This is a genomic window from uncultured Dialister sp. (genome assembly GCA_900314595.1).
Lineage (GTDB): Bacteria > Bacillota > Negativicutes > Veillonellales > Dialisteraceae > Dialister.
In genome coordinates, this window is sequence record OMVW01000001.1 from 71,785 (window position 1) to 90,462 (window position 18,678).

An 18,678-nucleotide genomic window follows, 5' to 3' on the forward strand; every position below is an offset into this window, starting at 1 on the left:
ATGGAATTTGATGCTGTCAGATACAGGACAAAATGGTATAATGATTTTAAATTAGTGATTGTTACAGGAAAGGAGGCAATTTAATGAATAAGGACGAAGAAATCTATACGGCTGATGACCGGCTGATTGTTGCTCTTGATGTGGACTCTTTTGATAAGATGAAAGCCCTTGTAGATGAACTGGGGGATCTGGTATCTTTTTACAAGGTGGGTATGGAACTTTACTATAGCGCCGGCAGTGAAACCATTCATTATCTGAAAGAACACGGGAAAAAGGTATTCCTCGATCTCAAACTTCACGATATTCCGAATACCGTGGGCCACAGTGTGGCATCGGTGACCCGGCTGGGAGTAAATCTGATTACTGTTCATGCCGGCGGCGGACGTGCCATGATGCAGGCAGCATCCCGTTATGCAAAAATTACAGCAGATGAGCTGGGGGTGGAAAGACCAAAAATTCTGGCTGTTACAGTTCTGACAAGCTTTGACGATCAGGGATGGCAGGAAGTTGGCGGGCATCTCCCTATTCAGGAACACGTACTTGAGCTTGCTGAACTTGCGAAGAATTCTGGAGTGGATGGTGTAGTCGCATCTCCCAGAGAGGCCGCATCTATCCGCAAGATGGCCGGAAATGATTTCCTTATCGTTACTCCCGGGATTCGGCCATCTTTTGCGCAGACTGATGACCAGAAACGTATTGCTACGCCTTCCCAGGCATTTAAGGATGGTTCCTCAATGCTTGTCATCGGCCGGCCTATTACACAGGCAATAGATCCTTGCGCGGCTGCCAGACTGATTTTAAAAGAAATAAAGGAGAATGCATGATGAACGAAAAAGAAGTAGAAGTGTTACTTAAAGAAACAAAGGCCATTCTGGAAGGACATTTCCTGTTAACCAGTGGTCTCCACAGCCCTCTTTATGTTGAAAAATTCAATGTTCTTCAGCATCCTGAATATACGGAAAAGCTGTGTGAAGAATTTGCCAACCATTTTAAAGATATGGGAATTGAGACTGTTATCGGGCCAGCTACGGGTGGGATTATTCTTTCACAGGTGACTGCCCGTCTCCTTGGCGTACGTTCAATCTTTACAGAAAGAGAAAACGGTAAAATGACCCTTCGCCGTGGTTTTAAAGTCGCTCCTGGTGAAAAAGTTCTTATTGTGGAAGATATTGTTACCACGGGTGGATCTATTAAAGAAGTGGTGGATGTGGTTAATAAAGCAAAAGGTGATATTGTGGGTATTGGTCTCCTGGTTGACCGCTCGGGCGGTTCAGCTGATTTTGGTGTTCCTCCGGAAAAAGTATATCCACTGCTGCACCTGACAGTTCCGACCTATAAGCCGGATGAATGTCCTCTCTGCAAGGCAGGTGTTCCGATTACCGAAAGAGGAAGCCATCATCTGAAAAAATAATTATTTTATATATTGAATCAATCGTAAATAAAAACTCCGGAAATTCCGGAGTTTTTATTATGCCTTTTATATTTGTAAAAATAAATTCATCAGATGAAATATATAGTTAATTTAAAGTATGAGAATTAATCTTTAATGGTATGAGGTCCTTCAGTCAACTCAACGAAAAGTTTGTGAACAGTTGTAATTTTATTGATTCTCCATGCATTGGCTCCACAGAAAACGAGCCCATGGTCTACATCTCCTTTAACAGCGCGGATAAGGGCCTGCGTAATACAGTAAGGCGTCGTGCCGGGGTCACAGGTTTTAAGACAGTGGAAACAATTGGTTACCGGCATGCGGCACTGGCGGATGGCACAGATAAAAGGATTCAGCAGCGCCCGACCAGGCATGTGGACCGGACTTTGCACGATGGTAATATCCGTTGGCTTTGATTTGACATACATGTTTTTAAATGCATCAGAAGCATCACATTCCTTCGTAGCAACAAAGCGGGTGGCCATCTGTACACCGGAAAGGCCAAGAGAAAGGTAATGGAGGATATCATTTCTGTCAAAGATTCCGCCTCCAAAGACGACGGGAATTTTTTTATGAAATTTTTCTTCAAACTCTTTTACTACATTTAGAATTTCCAGAATTTCTTTCTCGTAACCGTCATTGGCATGTTCTGCCACCTGCTCCCGCGTGTAACCCAGATGGCCACCCGCCTTTGGTCCTTCAATGACTACCAGGTCGGCCGTGCGGTTATGATGACGGGCCCAAAGCTTGAGAATAACTCTGGCTGCCTTCGATGATCCGATGATGGGGGCAATTTTTGTATCTGTCCCTTCTACACAAATCGGTAAATCTGCAGGAAGACCAGCTCCAGAAAAGATGATATCTGCACCGTTTTTAGCTGCTGTACGGGCATAGTCTTCATAATGTTGTCCCCTCCACATGATATTGACACCGATGATTCCTTTTGGGGCTTTTTCTCTCGCCAGTTTCAACTGGCTTTTCAGGGCACGAATATTGGCATTTACCGTATTGATGCGGAAATCGGGTTCGTTAAATCCGATCTGGGCAGCTGAAATGACACCTACACCTCCCTCCTTTGCTACCGCTCCAGCCAGACCGGACAGGCTTACGCCTATTCCCATGCCTCCCTGAATAATAGGAAAGTTGGCAGTTAATTCCCCAATATGCAATTTTGGTAATTCCATAGTAAGCTCCTGTTTGAAATAAAAACATATAAAATATAAAAAATGTTTAAAAATAGAAATTATATAAAAATCGATATTTACTGAATTATATAACAATAAAAAAATTAAGTCAATCTAAAAAGAAGAAAAATTCCAAAAAATAACATAACAATATAAGTATATTGTTTATAAAATAAACCCTAAAAAGGACTTTGAACAGATAGCAGCATGATTTCTCAAAAGTGAATTCTGCCGAATGGATTATTGCATTAGGATAAAAGTACGGGATTTATTTTGACTTTGACTATGCAGTACCCATCCTTTTGTGGTATAGTATTAACAGCAGGTGATAATTTTATGGAGAAATGTAAAATGGATAAAAATAAAAGAAGAGAAGCCATACAGACTTTGCTCCGCCACAATCCATGTCTGACAGATGGGGATCTGGCAGAACATTTTTCTGTTTCCATAGCTACCATACGGCTGGATCGCCAGGCACTGGGCATTCCACAAATGCGTGAAAGGGTTGAGCAGCTTGTTGCATCACAGCCTTCTGAAGTCCGGTCGGATGTAAGGATACTTGATCTGGATATCGGGGAAAAGGGTGTTGGGCTTTTTACCACGACTGATGAAATGGCGGATCAGGCAGGCATGGTCTCTGCGGAAAAGTTATATGGGGCAGCTGCAGGATTTGCCCAGTCCCTCGCTGGAGTGCCTTTTGCATCCACCCAGGTTGGAAATATAAAATATAAAATTCCTGTGCAGCCAGGCTCTGTACTTATTGTTAAAGGACGGATAGTCCTTGTGCGCGGAAATAAAAAACATATTTATGTCAGCTTTTTCCGGGGAGATATGGAGGTTTACCGGGCAAAGTTTATCATGGAAATTTCAGGTCAGATGGAGGCTTCCCATGGATAAAATAGCAATTGACGCAATGGGCGGTGATTTTGCACCATTGGAAATTGTGCTGGGCGCAATTCAAGCGGTGAGGGAATATAAGATTCCTGTCGTACTTGTTGGAGACCGGGAAAGGATTATCGAGATTCTTAAAGAAAATCATGAAGATAGTAATCCTCTTATTGAAATACAGCATGCGTCTCAGATTATTGAAATGGGCGAACATCCCGGTATGGCCTACAGGAAGAAAAAGGACGCTTCCATTTCTGTTGGAGCAAGGCTTGTTAAAGAGGGGAAATGCGGGGCAGTCGTGGCTCCGGGATCTACAGGGGCAGCCGTAACGGCTGGACTCCTTGGCATTGGCAGAATTCGCGGCATAGAACGTCCTGCTATTCTTACGCCCATTCCTAATGAAAAAGGTGGATATACTTACCTCATTGATTCTGGTGCCAGCGCTCAGCCTAAATTGGAAACCTATGTACAGAATGCTCTGCTTGGTTATGTTTATGCAAAAAAAGTGGCAGGGATTAATAATCCGAAAATAGGCCTGCTGAATATTGGTGCGGAAAGTGCCAAAGGAAGTCCTCTTGTGGCCGAAGCTTATCAGGCTCTCTCTGAACAGAAAATTATTCCCTTTGCGGGAAATGCGGAAGGCCGGGATGTGATGACTGGTGACTTTGATGTGGTAGTCACTGACGGGTTTACCGGTAATGTGGTCCTGAAGTTTGGCGAAGGCGCTGGCAAGCTTGTTTCTGCACTCTTGAAAAATGCCATTGAAAAAGGGGGCCTCAGGGCCAAACTGGGGGCACTGCTTCTGAAATCTGCATTGAAAAAATATATGGCTAAGCCTCTTGATTATGCTGAATACGGCGGTGCCCAGCTGATGGGAATCAAAGGTGTAGTGGTTATCTGCCATGGGGCGTCTAAAGCAAAGGCTATAAAAAACGCTATTTATATGGCAAGAAATGTATGCCGTGAGCATATTGATGAAGCTATTAAGGAAACTTTGGAACAGATGAAGATAGAGAATGCAGAGAGCGTGGGAAACGTATAATATAGAGAAGTGATTTTTACAGGAAAGGGATTCTTGGAATGATTGAAAAACGATATGCCGGCATTCTGGGAACCGGTCATTATGTTCCTGATAAAATACTGACTAATAACGATCTGGAAAGAATGGTGGATACCACTGATGAATGGATTCGTGCCAGAACCGGTATCGAAATGAGGCATCTGGCGGCCCAGTCTGAAAATACATCGGATTTATGTGTGAGGGCTGCACTGCCGGCGATAGAAGCGGCAGGTCTTGTACCGGATGATATTGATTTTGTACTGGTCGCGACAGCTTCCCCGGATTATGTGGTGCCTTCTACGGCCTGCCTGGTACAAAACAAGCTTGGCCTTACTCATGCGGGAGCCATGGATATTTCTGCCGGCTGTTCCGGCTTCATTTATGCCACAGCTTTAGCATCAAACCTGGTAAAATCCGGTATGTACAAGCACATACTGATTATCGGAGCTGAAATACTCTCCCGTCTGACCAACTGGCATGATCGTTCCACATGCGTACTTTTTGGTGATGGAGCTGGTGCTGCGGTAATAGGGGAAACGGAGGAAGGCTTTGGCCTTCTTTCCTCCGATCTGGGTTCCGATGGAAGTTTAGGTAAAATACTTGATATTCCTGCCAGCGGTGTGGCAGAGCCGGTAACACATCGGGCCATTGATTCTGGCCGTATTTATATCCATATGGAAGGTCCGGAAGTATTTAAGGCTGCCGTGAGGCATATGGGTGCTACAACACTTAAAGCTCTGGAGAAAGCGGGACTTCAAAAAGAGGATATAGACATGTTTATTGCTCATCAGGCCAACAACCGGATTATCCAGGCTATTTCTAAAAGACTGTGTGTACCAGCAGATAAGATGTGGGTCAATGTGAACCGTTTCGGTAATACGTCGGCTGCTTCCGTAGGAATCGCACTGGATGAAGCAGTCAGAGCCGGAAGGGTTGGACGAGGGGACATTGTTGTTCTTTCCGGATTTGGCGCCGGTCTCACATGGGGCTCTGATGTTTTAAGATGGATTTACTGAATTCTTTAATTTCGATGAGGCGATAATATGAAAAAAGCATTTCTTTTCCCTGGACAGGGTTCGCAAAAAGTGGGTATGGTCCACGATTTGTATGAAAAATATGATTCTGTAAAAAATCTGGTTCATGAAGCTGATGATACGCTGGGGTTTTCCATTTCAGAGATGATGTTTGAGGGACCGGATACGGAACTCATGAAAACTGAATTTACACAGCCAGCGATTCTGACGGCCAGCGTAGCTGTATGGCAGGTACTTAAAGAACAGGGAATTGAACCCGATATTGCTGCTGGCCATAGTCTTGGTGAATATTCAGCTCTGGTGGCTGCAGGGGCACTTTCTTTTGCTGATGCAGTGAACACGGTTCATCTCCGCGGCCGTTTCATGCAGGAGGCGGTACCGCTGGGAGAAGGCGGGATGGCTGCAGTCATCGGCCTTAAACCTGAAAAAATTGTTGAAATCTGCGGTGAGGTTTCGGAAGAGGCTGGGCCTGTACAGGCTGTAAATTTCAACTGCCCCGGACAGGTGGTTATTGCCGGTGCTACAAAAGCTGTAGAAACAGCCTGCAAAGTGCTGAAAGAAGCCGGTGCCCGTCGTGCCATCATGCTGAAGGTCAGTGCTCCTTTCCATTCTACCCTTATGGAACCTGCTGCTGCCAGGCTGAAGGAAGTCCTGGATCATGTTGAGATTCATGATACTACGATTCCTGTTATAGCTAATGTAAATGCCAGAGAAGAAATGAAGGCCGGTGAAATTAGAAGGAATCTGGTCGAACAGGCAGCTCATCCGGTTCATTGGGAAGAGTCGGTCAGAAATATGATTGAAGGAGGAGTTGATTATACGATTGAAGCAGGGCCGGGTACTGTGCTTTCCGGTTTTATGAGAAAGATCGATCGTTCAGTTCCTTGTCATCATGCAGAAGATACCGCAACAGTAGAGAATGTCATTAAGTCCTTAAAAGGAGAATAAAAATGGAAGAAAATCAGAAGACTGCCCTCGTAACCGGTGCCTCCCGGGGGATTGGTCGTGCTATTGCACTGAAGCTTGCCAGCGTGGGTTATACGGTTGCTGTTAATTATGCAGGAAGTCATGATGCGGCTGCTGCTGTAAAGAATGAAATTGAATCTTCCGGCGGAAAGGCGATCCTTCTTCAAGGAGATGTATCCAAACCTGAAGATGTAGACCGTATCTTCAAAAAGATTAAAGAAGAATTCGGGGCACTTGACGTGCTTGTTAATAATGCAGGTATCAACAGGGATTCTCTGCTCATTCGCATGAAGGAAGAAAACTGGGATGATGTGATTTCTACTGACCTGAAAAGTGATTTTTTGACTATTAAGGCGGCTGCCATGATGATGATGAGGAAGAAAAAAGGATCCATTATCAATATTTCTTCTGTAGTAGGTGTTACCGGCAATGCTGGTCAGGCCAATTATGCGGCAGCTAAAGCAGGAGTCATTGGACTTACCAAAGCTTGCGCAAAAGAATTGGCGCCCCGACATATTCGTGTAAATGCGGTAGCTCCCGGGTTTATTGAAACGGCAATGACTGATGGAATCCCTGAAAAGCTCCGGGATGCAATGATTGCCTCTATCCCTCTGGGACGTATGGGGCAGCCTGAAGACGTGGCTAAAGCTGTATGTTTCCTGGCATCGGAAGAGGCTTCCTACATAACCGGTCAGGTACTGGTTGTAGATGGCGGTATGGTGATGTAAATCTGTCCGGGAGTATAAAATTTAGCAATTCCTTTTTGAATATTAAATAAAAGAAATAAGAATTTCTTTAATTAACAGGAAAAAAGGTGACAAGCTCCCATAGTTGTAATATAATCATTAAGGTACGAATTTCAGCGAAAGGTGGTGAAATTTATAATGAGCACTTTTGACAGAGTAAAGAAGATCGTTGTTGATCAGCTGGGTGTAAACGAAGCTGATGTAACTATCGATTCCACTTTCATTGATGACCTGGGCGCTGATTCCCTCGACATCGTTGAACTGATCATGGCATTCGAAGAAGAATTTGACATCGAAATTCCGGATGACGCAGCAGAAAAGATCAAAACCGTAAAGAATGCTGTAGACTACATCGACAGCCAGATTCAGTAATTGAAGAATTGGTATTGAATGCATAGTGGTGCCGGGGAACATGTTTCCCCGGCGAACCAGTATGATTTGAGGAAAATGCCTCAAAAAAGCGGATTACCTGTCCGTCATCCGTTTTTTTGAGGTTTTGTCCTATTTGCTATCGTTTACAATATGTTTCTTAAGAGGTGCCCCTTTATGGAAAAGAGAAGAGTCGTTATTACAGGTGTTGGTGTTGTGACACCGATAGGTATTGGAAAGGATGAATTCTGGGATGCCCTGATGGCAGGAAAATCCGGCATTGGTCCGATTACGGAATTTGATTCATCCGATTTTCCTGTACGCATTGCCGGGGAGGTAAAAGATTTTGATGCTGTAAAATATGTAGGTGACAGGAAAGCTGTCCGCCACATGGATAGAAATGTGCAGTTTGCAGTAGCTGCAGCAACCATGGCTGTTGCTGATGCAAAACTGGATATGAAACTGGAAGATCCTGATCGTATTGGAACCATTATTGGTACTGGTATCGGCGGCATCACAACTATGGAAGATACTGTTCACCGCATCGATACCAGAGGGCCGGCTAAGGTGAATCCATTTGCGGTACCTATGATGATTGCCAACATGGCAGCCGGGCAGGTATCTATCAATTTTGGACTTATGGGACCGGTCCTTGCAGATGTTACGGCTTGCGCTTCCGGTAATAATGCTATCGGTCGTGCAACCAGAACTATTCAGTATGGTGATGCAGATGTTATGTTTGCCGGCGGTACGGAAGCTGCCGTAGCCAAAACTCCGATGGCCGGCTTTGCTGCCATGAAAGCACTTTCGTCCAGGGATTGTCCGCCGGAAGAAGCTTCCTGTCCTTTTGATGAAAGACGGGATGGCTTTGTCCTGGGTGAAGGGAGTGGCATGCTGATTCTTGAAGAACTGGAACATGCAAGGAAGAGAGGCGCCCATATTTATGCGGAAGTCATTGGTTATGGTTCTAATGGCGATGCCTATCATATAACTGCTCCGAGACCGGGTGGACTGCTCGCTGCCAAGTGCATGGATAAAGCAATCAAAGACGCCGGAATTTCTCCGGATGATATTGATTATATCAACGCCCATGGTACTTCTACCGGGTTGAACGACAAGAATGAAACCAAGGCAATTAAAGATGTTCTCGGCAAGCATGCCTATGAAGTAGTGATCAATTCAACCAAGTCCATGACCGGACATCTCCTTGGTGCAGCCGGCGCTATTGAAGCCGTGGTATGTGTGCTTTCCATCCAGCATAACCGGGTTCACCAAACTCTTAATCTGAAGACACCGGATCCGGAATGTGATCTTGATTATGTTCAGGAAGGTCCGAGAGATGTAAAAGTCGACGTGACCATGTCCAATGCTTTTGGCTTTGGCGGACACAATGCAGTTGTCATCATGAGGCGTTATGAAGAATGAGTCATGCTGAAGCAAGACGGAAGGAACGTCTGCTTGAGGTTCAGCGGTTTGTGGAGGAAAATGAACTGCCTGTCAAAAATCTTGAACTGCTGAACATTGCCCTGACTCATACTTCCTATGCCAATGAGCATAAGAATGAAGTTATCCATGATAATGAGAGACTGGAATTTCTCGGTGATGCAGTGCTTGACCTGGTAGTGGGGGAATATCTCTTTCTTCGTTTTCCTGCATGGCCGGAGGGGGAACTGACGAGGGCCAAGGCCAGTGCTGTATGTAAACCTGCCTGTGCCGAATGTGCAGCAAAATTTCAGGTAGGCCGGTATATGCTTCTTGGACGGGGTGAAGAAATGTCCGGCGGCAGGACGAGGGAGTCTATCCTGGGCGATGCTTTCGAAGCTGTTATCGGGGCTATTTACCTGGACAACAATTATGAGATTGCATCACGGTTTATCCTGGGGCACCTGAAGAAATATCTGGATCTCATCGATGAAGGAAACTATGATCACGATTACAAATCTGATCTTCAGGAGCTGGTCCAGAAACATGGTGATGTCAATATCCGTTATGAAGTCACCCATGACGAGGGCCCGGACCATGATAAAACCATCTGGATGCATATCTTCATTAATGGTAAGGATTTTGGCAGTGGCATAGGTAAAAATAAAAAGGAAGCTGCCCAGAGGGCAGCCAAAGAGGCTATCAAGCGGATCCAATCCGGTGAAAAAGTCTGAAACAGAGTGAAGAAGTGAGTTTTCATTTCTTCACTTTTTTTGATATGATTTGTATAATTCTTTATCCTGCATAATTGGGATTCTAAAATTACCAAAAATTCGTTCTTTAATAGATTCATTTTGGTGGATGAGTATGATATAATGAAATAGAAAAAATTCGATAATTTATTTAAAGTACCCGGCAAATCTATATTGCCGCCATGTGAAGATACAGGAGAAATAGTATGGATCGTTCCAGAATCAAGCGTCAATATACGGAACCTGCGATTCCATTCCAGCTGAAGGCATCTTTCAAACCGATGGGAGATCAGCCCAAAGCGGTAGATTCACTGGTGAAAGGGTTGAAGGAAGGAGAATGGGCTCAGGTCCTTCTTGGGGCAACGGGAACAGGCAAAACTTTTACCATGGCCAAAGTAATTGAAGAAGTACAGAGACCGACGCTTATTATCTCACCAAATAAGACACTGGCTGCACAGACAGCCAGCGAGTTTAAGGACTTCTTCCCCGATAACGCGGTCTATTATTTCGTCAGTTACTATGATTATTACCAGCCGGAATCCTATGTCCCGCAGACAGATACATACATTGAAAAAGATTCTTCCCGAAACGAGGAAATCGATCGACTGCGTCATTCTGCCACTATGGCCCTTTTTGAACGTAAAGATGTCATTATTGTAGCCTCCGTATCCTGCATATATGGTCTTGGGGATCCTGAAGATTACAGTACTATGGGCCTTTCTTTAAGACCGGGGGAAGAAATAGAACGGGATACCATTATTGAAAAACTGGTCAATATGCAGTATATGAGGAATGATATGAATTTCACCCGCGATACATTCCGGGTCAGGGGAGATACGATTGATGTATTCCCAGCTTCAGAAAATAATGTGGCCGTGCGAATTGAAATGTTTGGAGATGAAATTGATTCTCTCACTGAATTTGACGTGCTCACCGGGGAGATTGTGGCGGAAAGAAACCATATCGGTATTTTTCCGGCTTCCCATTACGTTACAAGTTCCGATAAGTTAAGGAAGGCCATAACCTCCATTGAAGGGGAACTGCAGCAGCAGCTTAAACTTTTACGGAGTCAGGATAAACTGCTGGAAGCACAGCGGCTTGAGCAGAGGACAAATTATGATATAGAAATGATGCAGGAAGTAGGCTACTGCTCAGGTATTGAAAATTATTCCCGACATATGTCGAACCGGAAACCCGGCGAGCCGCCCTATACGCTGCTTGATTATTTCCCCGATGATTTCATGATTATGATTGATGAATCTCATGTCACCGTGCCTCAGCTCCGAGCCATGTATAATGGCGACCAGTCCAGAAAAAGGACATTGGTGGATTATGGCTTCCGCCTGCCAAGTGCTCTGGATAATCGGCCGCTGACTTTTGATGAATTCACAGAACGAATCAATCAGATTATTTATGTTTCTGCTACTCCTGGCCCTTATGAAATGGGAGTGCAGACGAATTTAGCCGAACAGATTATCAGACCTACGGGACTTCTTGATCCAAGTATCGAAGTCCGCCCCATTGAAGGGCAGATGGATGATCTCCTGGGGGAGATTCACAAGCGGGAGGATTTGCACGAAAGAGTGCTCATTACCACGCTTACGAAAAAGATGGCGGAAGATTTGACAGATTTCCTGACAGAGGCGGGAGTGAAGGTCAGGTATCTTCATTCCGATGTGGCTACGATTGAAAGGGCTGAAATCATCAGGGATTTGAGAGCCGGTGTATTTGATGTTCTTGTCGGTATTAATCTGCTCCGCGAAGGTCTGGACATGCCGGAAGTTTCTCTGGTGGCTATTCTTGATGCTGATAAGGAAGGCTTTTTAAGATCTGAAACATCCATGATACAGGTTATCGGTCGGGCAGCCCGCAATGAGCATGGACATGTCATCATGTATGCGGATACGGTGACAAAGTCGATGCAGTATGCCATTGATGAAACCAACCGCCGCCGGGATATTCAGATGGCCTATAATAAAGAACACCATATCACACCACATACGGTACAGAAACGGGTTAAAGATCTTATCGATCTGACAAAGATTGAAGAAAAACCTGAAAGCTATCATAAATCCGAAGGAAAGAATGAACTTTCTGACGAGGAATTGTACCTGCAGATGCAGCAAACTGAAAAGGATATGAAACGGGCTGCCAAATCACTGGAATTTGAAGAAGCTGCCATGTGGCGCGACCAGCTGGCAAAACTCCGCCAGCTGTGGACAGAACGTTATGGCTCTCGGGCAGAAGCTGCCATGAAGCGGGTCAGTGCCGGTAGAAAACGAATTTATAAACCATCTAAGAAGAGGATATAAGAGAGAATCCTGTATTCAGGTGTATCTCTTTTTGGTGCATGAAAGGTATTTTATGGAAAAGGGAATTATTATACAGGGGGCCAGACAGAATAATCTGAAAAATATCAATCTAACCCTGCCAAGAAATAAACTGATCGTTTTCACCGGGCTTTCGGGATCCGGGAAATCGTCACTTGCTTTTGATACGATTTATGCGGAAGGGCAGAGAAAATATGTGGAGTCTCTGTCCGCTTATGCCAGACAGTTTTTAGGGCAGATGAATAAGCCTGATATAGATAAGATCTCCGGTCTGTCCCCTGCTATTTCTATCGATCAGAAATCCACCAGCCATAATCCCCGCTCCACGGTGGGAACGGTGACAGAGATTCATGATTATCTGCGCATGCTCTATGCCCATGCCAGCCGCGCTTTCTGCCCGAATTGCGGGAAGCCAATTGAGAGGCAGACTGTAGACCAGATTGTGGATGCCCTCATGGCTTTGGGGAATCGGACAAGGTTGATGATTTTGGGGCCTGTTGCGGTCCAGAAAAAGGGGACTCATAAGAAACTTTTGGAAGAACTCCGTAAAGAAGGGTATGTCCGAGTCCGTGTGGATGGACAGGTATATCCCCTGGCGGAAGATATTGAATTGGAGAAAAATAAAAAACATACAATAGAAGTGGTGGTTGACAGAGTCATTATCAAAGACGGCATTATTCGTCGTTTGACTGATTCCGTGGAGGCGGCTCTTAAGCTTGGCGATGGCCTTATGGTAGCGTCTATGATTGATGGACCTGATCACCTATTCAGTACTCATTTTGCCTGCCCGGATTGTGGTATTTCCCTGCCAAAACCGGAACCCAGGATTTTTTCATTCAATAATCCTTTCGGCGCCTGCCCTGCCTGTATGGGATTGGGCTCTTCTCTGGAGGCGGATTTTCACCGTATTCTCCCTAATCATGAAATTTCTTTCCGGCTCGGTGCCATTAAGCCCTTTCCATATAATAAGGAAAGCTGGCTTTACAAGCAGTTGGATGCTTTCCTGAAATCATATAATCTGACTATGGATGCCTGCTACAACGATCTGCCGGAGAAGGCAAAAGAGGAATTTGAGCATGGCGGACATGAACTGTTGTCTTTCCGCTATACAAATCAGGACGGAGAGACTAAGACCTATCAGAGAGTTTTTGAAGGCATCGTTCCTATGACAAAACGACGTTACGAAGAAGCCTGGACAGACAAGATGAAAGAAACCCTGGCTAACTATCTGATCGAAAAACCTTGCCCCGTCTGCCATGGCGCCAGACTTCGGCCGGAAAGCCTGGCATTCCGCGTGGGAAATAAAAATATTGCGGAATTGTCAGCAATGCCGGTTTCTGAACTTCTTCCATTTTTGGATCAGCTTGACTTGACGGAAAAAGAAAAAGTTATAGCAGATCAGATACTCCGGGAAGTTAAAAACAGGTTAACCTTTCTTTCCAATGTGGGCCTAGAGTACTTGACCCTTTCTCGCGGGGCCTCGACTCTTTCCGGCGGTGAGGCCCAGCGTATCCGTCTGGCTACGCAGATTGGTTCCGGACTCGTGGGGGTATTGTATATACTGGATGAGCCTTCCATCGGTCTTCACCAGCGGGATAATGATAAACTTTTGGCAACGCTTAAAGGTATGCGGGATTTGGGAAATACCCTTATAGTGGTAGAGCATGATGAAGATACCATCCGAACGGCAGACTGGGTGGTGGATATAGGACCGGGAGCTGGAGAAAAAGGCGGCTATGTAGTAGCTGAAGGTACACCCGAGGATATAAAGAAATCCGAAAATTCCATTACCAGCGCCTACCTCAGAGGCGACAAATACATTTCCCTTCCCCATGAAAGGCGGAAAGGGAATGGCCTTTTCCTGACAATTCATGGAGCTGCCGAACACAATCTGAAGCATATAGACGTTAAATTTCCATTGGGGGCTTTCACTGTAGTTACTGGAGAATCAGGTTCAGGAAAGAGTACTCTTGTCAACGAAATACTGTATCAGGGCCTTTCCAATATAAAAAATCATACCTCTTATGCGACAGGAAAATTTGATTTTATGGAAGGCGCAGAATATGTAGATAAAATCATCGATATTGACCAGCAGCCTATCGGAAGGACACCCCGTTCCAATCCGGCTACCTATACCGGTGTTTTTAATGATATCCGTGAGCTTTTCAGCCAGACTTCAGAAGCCAAAATGCGGGGATATAAACCCGGACGTTTCAGTTTCAATATCAAAGGCGGTCGATGTGAAGCCTGCCATGGAGACGGCATCATTAAAATCGAAATGCAGTTCCTGTCTGATGTCTATGTGCCCTGCGAGGTATGTCATGGGGCCCGGTATAACAGAGAAACTCTGGAAGTCCGTTATAAAGGGAAAAATATTTCTGATGTGCTCAATATGACCGTGGACGAGGCTATTCCCTTTTTTGAAAATCATCCCAAGATCCTTCGCAAACTGGAAACGCTGGAAGAAGTGGGACTGGGTTATATTCATCTTGGGCAGCCGGCGACTACGATGTCCGGCGGGGAGGCCCAGCGTGTAAAACTGGCGACTGAACTCATGCGTCGGGGAACGGGAGATACTCTTTATATTCTCGATGAACCTACTACCGGTCTTCATAGCGAAGATATCAGGAAACTTCTAATTGTTTTACAGAAACTGGTGGATCAAGGAAATACGGTCGTTGTAATCGAGCATAATCTGGATGTAGTCAAGGTAGCAGATTACATTATCGATCTGGGACCCGAAGGCGGAGATAAAGGCGGTGAAATTGTAGCAGCCGGTACGCCGGAAGAAATCTGCAGAGTCAAACGTTCTTATACCGGGCAATACCTGCTGCCGGTCATTGAACGAACCAGAGAAATCATGAGGAATCATAACGATGATTAACGTGAATGATAAAATCAGGGCCAAAGTAGAGGCACTTCCTGACTCACCGGGGGTTTACAGATGGAAGGATAAGGATGGCCGCATCATATATGTGGGAAAAGCTAAGAACCTGAAAAACCGGGTCCGTTCCTATGTTCGGGAAGATAAAAACCGTTCTCCCAAAGTGGCTGCCATGATCCGCCATGCGGAAGATCTGGACATTACCATGACTGCTACCGAAATGGAAGCACTGATTCTGGAATGCAACCTGATCAAGGAGATCCATCCAAGGTACAACATTTCCCTCAGGGATGATAAGTCCTATCCCTACGTCAAAATCACGACCCGTGATGAATGGCCCCGGATTTTTGTAACAAGAAATATACGCCATGATGACGGAGCTGAATATTTTGGCCCATTCACCGATGTGGGGAGTCTGCGGGCGACACTGAGCCTCCTCAGGAAGTATTATCCCATCCGCAATTGCCGTTCTATGAAAGTATCACGGCCCTGCCTGCAGTATCATCTGCATCTATGCTGCGGTCCCTGCTTTGAGCTCTGCTTAAAAGAAGATTATAAAAAATACGTGGATACAATCTGCGATCTGTTTGAAGGAAAAAGTACGGGACTGGTTCAGGAATTGAAGCAGAAAATGGCAAAAGCCTCGGAAAACATGGCTTATGAAGAAGCTGCGAAATATCGGGATCAGATTCGCGCTATCGAATCGGTACAGCAGAGACAGAATATTGTAGCCAATGAGGGGGACTTTGATGTGGTGGGGCTGGCCAGAGACGGCAGCCATGCGGGACTGGAAGTATTTTATATCCGTTATGGGCGTATGGTGGGAAAGGAAAATTTCAGTATACCGGAAAGTGCGGATGAAACAGATGAAGAAATCATGACAGCTTTTGTTCGTGATTTCTATGGTGGAAATCCGAATTCCATTCCCCGGGAAATTATCCTGCCCCTGACGGTTTCAGATCAGGAACTGGTTTCCTCCTGGCTTACTCATCTTAAAGGTACGGATGTGAAAATCCTGGTGCCCCAGAGGGGATTCAAGCGGCGTCTGAAGGACATGGCCATGGCCAATGCGGGAAAATATTTATCTGATAAGAAACTGCAGTGGGAATATCAGGATGCCCGTGAACAGGGGGCGGTACGTAAATTGAAGGAACTTCTGGGGCTGCCCAGGCTTCCTGAGCGGATGGAATGCTTTGATATTTCCCATAATCAGGGGGCAGAAACTACAGGCTCCATGGTTGTTTTTGAGCATGGACGTCCTGCGAAAAAAGAATACAGAAAGTTCAAACTTCAGACAACTCAGGGACATGCGGATGATTTTAAATCTATGGCTGAAGTTATGAGCCGTCGTTATGGGAAAGAAAAGGACTGGCCTGCTCCGGATCTCATTGTCCTTGATGGCGGGCTTGGGCAGCTCCATGCGGCTCTGCCGGTCATTCGTGAGGCCGGTTGTGATGCGCCTGTTATAGGCCTTGCAAAGCGGATTGAAGAAATCTATATGGAGGGCTCAGAAGAACCTGTTGTCCTGGATCATCATGAACCTGCCCTGCAGCTTCTTCAATTTATCCGTGATGAGGCTCACCGATTCGTTATTTCCTATCATCGGAAGTGGACGAACAAAAGAAATACGGAATCCATTCTGGATCATGTGGATGGCATTGGCCCCACAAGAAGAAATGCTCTCTGGCATGCCTTCCGGTCTATGGATGAAATGCGCAAGGCTTCTGTAGAAGAACTGGCACAAGTCCCCGGAATGAACAAGAAGACGGCTGAAAATCTATATCGTTTTCTTCATATGCGCAAGGACGAAAAGCAGATGGTTATCAATGGGCTGGAATCTGCTGCAGCACCTGCAGCAGAAATTAAACCATGACTGCTTTATCCGAATTAAAAGTATCATCTGGAAAGAAAGCATATTTTTCTTGACAAAAGGTCATTGTCCACGTATAATAATGAAGTTGATAATTTTAGCTCCGGCTAAAAGCACTGTGTATGAACAGTGATGCCATCACGGCATGAAGGCCGATAGGTAAGGAGGTGCTAAAAATGCCGGTTCCGAGGACAAAAAGTTCTAGATCTCGTCGTGACAAGAGACGTGCAAATTGGAAGCTGACCGTTCCGGGTCTCGTTGAATGCCCGCAGTGCCATGCACTGAAAAAACCTCATCATGTATGCCCAGTATGCGGTTACTATAAAGGTAAGCAGATTGTCAGCAAGACTGTTGAAGGTTAATTGAAGAAACGTTTCCCTTAGGGAGACGTTTTTTTATTGCAGAATTACAGATAAAGACAATTGATTCAATCAATTCATTTGACAGAAAGAATACCTGTATATCATAAACTTATAGATTGGAATCATGAAAAATAAAGATACCTGCCTTATCCGGTGGTACAAATGATTTAGATATGCTATAATTATCGCAAGTTCACAGTGCAAAAAAGTCAATGGCGATATCCGTAGAGCTTTCCGTAGGTTGGATATCGGGGCTCTTTTGTGCGTTTTAAAAGGAGGAACAGTAGAATGGTAGGAAGTAAATGGAAGAAAGTCCTGGCCGTTGGTTTATGCGGCCTTTTAGCTGCGGGTATTTTTGCAGGCTGTGGCGGCTCGAAAGCGCCTACAGGCGGAAACAAGTTGAAAATTGGCGTGGTACAGATTGTTCAGCATCCGGCATTGGACGATTCCAATAAAGGCTTTGTTGATGCTGTAAATAAGTCGGATATGAAGGATAAAGTAGATTTCGATCAGCAAAATGCCCAGGGGGATCAGTCCAATCTTCAGTCCATTGCGAACCGTTTCGTATCCGGTAATTATAACCTCATTTGCGCTATTTCCACACCGGCAGCACAGTCCATGGCCAATGCCACTGACAAGATTCCGATTATCTGCACGGCTATCGCGGATTTTGAGACTGCAAAGCTTATGAAGTCTGAAAAAGCGCCTGATGGTAATGTAACAGGCACCCAGGATCGTGGCCCGCTTGACAAGCAGGTGGCACTGATTAAGGAAATCCAGCCAAATGCCAAGAAAATCGGTATTATTTATAATTCCAGCGAAATCAATTCCGTCATCCAGGCAAAACGGTTGAGAGCTCAATGTGAGCCTCTTGGCATGGAAGTCATCGAATTGACCGTTAATTCTGTTAATGATGTACAACAGGTTGCTGAAGGGTTCCTGGGTGGGAAAGTCGATGCTATTTTCGTGCCAACGGATAATATCATCGCTTCTTCCATTCCGACGCTCATGTCCGTAGCAAACAAGGAAAAGATTCCTGTTTATGGTGCAGAAGTAGGCCATGTAAAGAATGGAGTCCTGGCATCAGAATCCATCAGCTTCTATGATATCGGTTACAGAGCCGGTGAAATGGCTGTTGAAGTTCTGAAGGGAAATAAAACGATTAAAGATTTCCCTGTAGAAGGAGCAGGTAAATCGAAGCTCTATATCAATAAAGGTGAAGTGGAAACTTTGGGGATCAAGATTCCGCAGTCCGTCCTTGACAGGGCTGAAATGATTTGAATATATTTGAAGTTATGGTTTAAGAGAAGAGTAACTTCCTTTCCATCCGGAAGTTACTCTTTCTATATCAGTTGATCTTGCTTTGCAATGAAGGAAGGAAT

Annotated in this window: 16 protein-coding genes; 15 read left to right on the top strand and 1 reads right to left on the bottom strand. The window is 45.1% G+C overall.

The window, feature by feature from the left end; genetic code table 11:
* Window positions 1-83: 83 nt before the first annotated feature.
* Together pyrF and pyrE are read left to right on the top strand one after the other, a co-directional pair.
* Window positions 84-824 carry an orotidine-5'-phosphate decarboxylase gene (gene pyrF, locus QZN42_RS00350; protein ID WP_296953543.1) on the top strand — a complete coding sequence of 247 codons (741 nt, stop codon included), beginning with the start codon at window positions 84-86 and terminating at the stop codon, window positions 822-824.
* Complete coding sequence (pyrE, locus tag QZN42_RS00355; protein ID WP_296953545.1) at window positions 821-1,411, top strand: orotate phosphoribosyltransferase; 591 nt, start codon at window positions 821-823, stop codon at window positions 1,409-1,411. Before pyrF ends, pyrE begins: the two co-directional genes overlap by 4 nt.
* Before the next feature lie 125 nt (window positions 1,412-1,536).
* On the opposite strand, the gene QZN42_RS00360 is transcribed toward pyrE, so the two are convergent.
* Window positions 1,537-2,613: a nitronate monooxygenase family protein gene (locus QZN42_RS00360; RefSeq protein WP_296953547.1), complete on the bottom strand. Its 1,077-nt coding sequence runs from the start codon at window positions 2,611-2,613 to the stop codon at window positions 1,537-1,539.
* Window positions 2,614-2,964: 351 nt separating this feature from the next.
* On the opposite strand from QZN42_RS00360, the gene QZN42_RS00365 reads away from it, so the two are divergent.
* The 13 genes from QZN42_RS00365 to QZN42_RS00425 all read left to right on the top strand — a co-directional run bounded on the left by QZN42_RS00365 (window position 2,965) and on the right by QZN42_RS00425 (window position 18,577).
* Window positions 2,965-3,510 carry a transcription factor gene (locus QZN42_RS00365; protein ID WP_296953549.1) on the top strand — a complete coding sequence of 182 codons (546 nt, stop codon included), beginning with the start codon at window positions 2,965-2,967 and terminating at the stop codon, window positions 3,508-3,510.
* The gene (plsX, locus tag QZN42_RS00370; protein ID WP_296953551.1) at window positions 3,503-4,543 is read left to right on the top strand and encodes a phosphate acyltransferase PlsX; all 1,041 of its coding nucleotides are present in this window, start codon (window positions 3,503-3,505) and stop codon (window positions 4,541-4,543) included. The genes QZN42_RS00365 and plsX overlap by 8 nt, the downstream gene beginning before the upstream one ends.
* 38 nt (window positions 4,544-4,581) lie before the next feature.
* Window positions 4,582-5,577 (top strand): beta-ketoacyl-ACP synthase III, encoded by a 996-nt coding sequence (locus QZN42_RS00375; RefSeq protein WP_296953553.1) that lies wholly within the window; start codon window positions 4,582-4,584, stop codon window positions 5,575-5,577.
* Window positions 5,578-5,604: 27 nt separating this feature from the next.
* Window positions 5,605-6,543: an ACP S-malonyltransferase gene (gene fabD, locus QZN42_RS00380; protein ID WP_296953555.1), complete on the top strand. Its 939-nt coding sequence runs from the start codon at window positions 5,605-5,607 to the stop codon at window positions 6,541-6,543.
* Window positions 6,544-6,545: 2 nt separating this feature from the next.
* Entirely contained in the window at window positions 6,546-7,289 is a 744-nt protein-coding gene (fabG, locus tag QZN42_RS00385) for a 3-oxoacyl-[acyl-carrier-protein] reductase (protein WP_296953557.1), read from the top strand.
* A gap of 156 nt (window positions 7,290-7,445) precedes the next feature.
* Window positions 7,446-7,679, top strand: coding sequence for an acyl carrier protein (locus QZN42_RS00390; RefSeq protein ID WP_008858827.1), 234 nt, complete (start codon window positions 7,446-7,448; stop codon window positions 7,677-7,679).
* A gap of 174 nt (window positions 7,680-7,853) precedes the next feature.
* Window positions 7,854-9,101, top strand: coding sequence for a beta-ketoacyl-ACP synthase II (gene fabF / locus QZN42_RS00395; RefSeq protein ID WP_296953559.1), 1,248 nt, complete (start codon window positions 7,854-7,856; stop codon window positions 9,099-9,101).
* Window positions 9,098-9,832, top strand: coding sequence for a ribonuclease III (gene rnc / locus QZN42_RS00400; RefSeq protein ID WP_296953561.1), 735 nt, complete (start codon window positions 9,098-9,100; stop codon window positions 9,830-9,832). Before fabF ends, rnc begins: the two co-directional genes overlap by 4 nt.
* Before the next feature lie 224 nt (window positions 9,833-10,056).
* Entirely contained in the window at window positions 10,057-12,162 is a 2,106-nt protein-coding gene (gene uvrB / locus QZN42_RS00405; protein WP_296953562.1) for an excinuclease ABC subunit UvrB, read from the top strand.
* A 52-nt stretch (window positions 12,163-12,214) separates the two neighbouring features.
* Window positions 12,215-15,064: an excinuclease ABC subunit UvrA gene (uvrA, locus tag QZN42_RS00410; protein ID WP_296953563.1), complete on the top strand. Its 2,850-nt coding sequence runs from the start codon at window positions 12,215-12,217 to the stop codon at window positions 15,062-15,064.
* Window positions 15,057-16,937 carry an excinuclease ABC subunit UvrC gene (gene uvrC / locus QZN42_RS00415; RefSeq protein WP_296953565.1) on the top strand — a complete coding sequence of 627 codons (1,881 nt, stop codon included), beginning with the start codon at window positions 15,057-15,059 and terminating at the stop codon, window positions 16,935-16,937. Before uvrA ends, uvrC begins: the two co-directional genes overlap by 8 nt.
* A 173-nt stretch (window positions 16,938-17,110) precedes the next feature.
* Window positions 17,111-17,296: a 50S ribosomal protein L32 gene (gene rpmF / locus QZN42_RS00420; protein WP_296953567.1), complete on the top strand. Its 186-nt coding sequence runs from the start codon at window positions 17,111-17,113 to the stop codon at window positions 17,294-17,296.
* A gap of 288 nt (window positions 17,297-17,584) precedes the next feature.
* Window positions 17,585-18,577, top strand: a complete 993-nt coding sequence (locus tag QZN42_RS00425) for an ABC transporter substrate-binding protein (RefSeq protein WP_296953569.1) — start codon at window positions 17,585-17,587, stop codon at window positions 18,575-18,577.
* The last annotated feature ends 101 nt before the right edge of the window (window positions 18,578-18,678 follow it).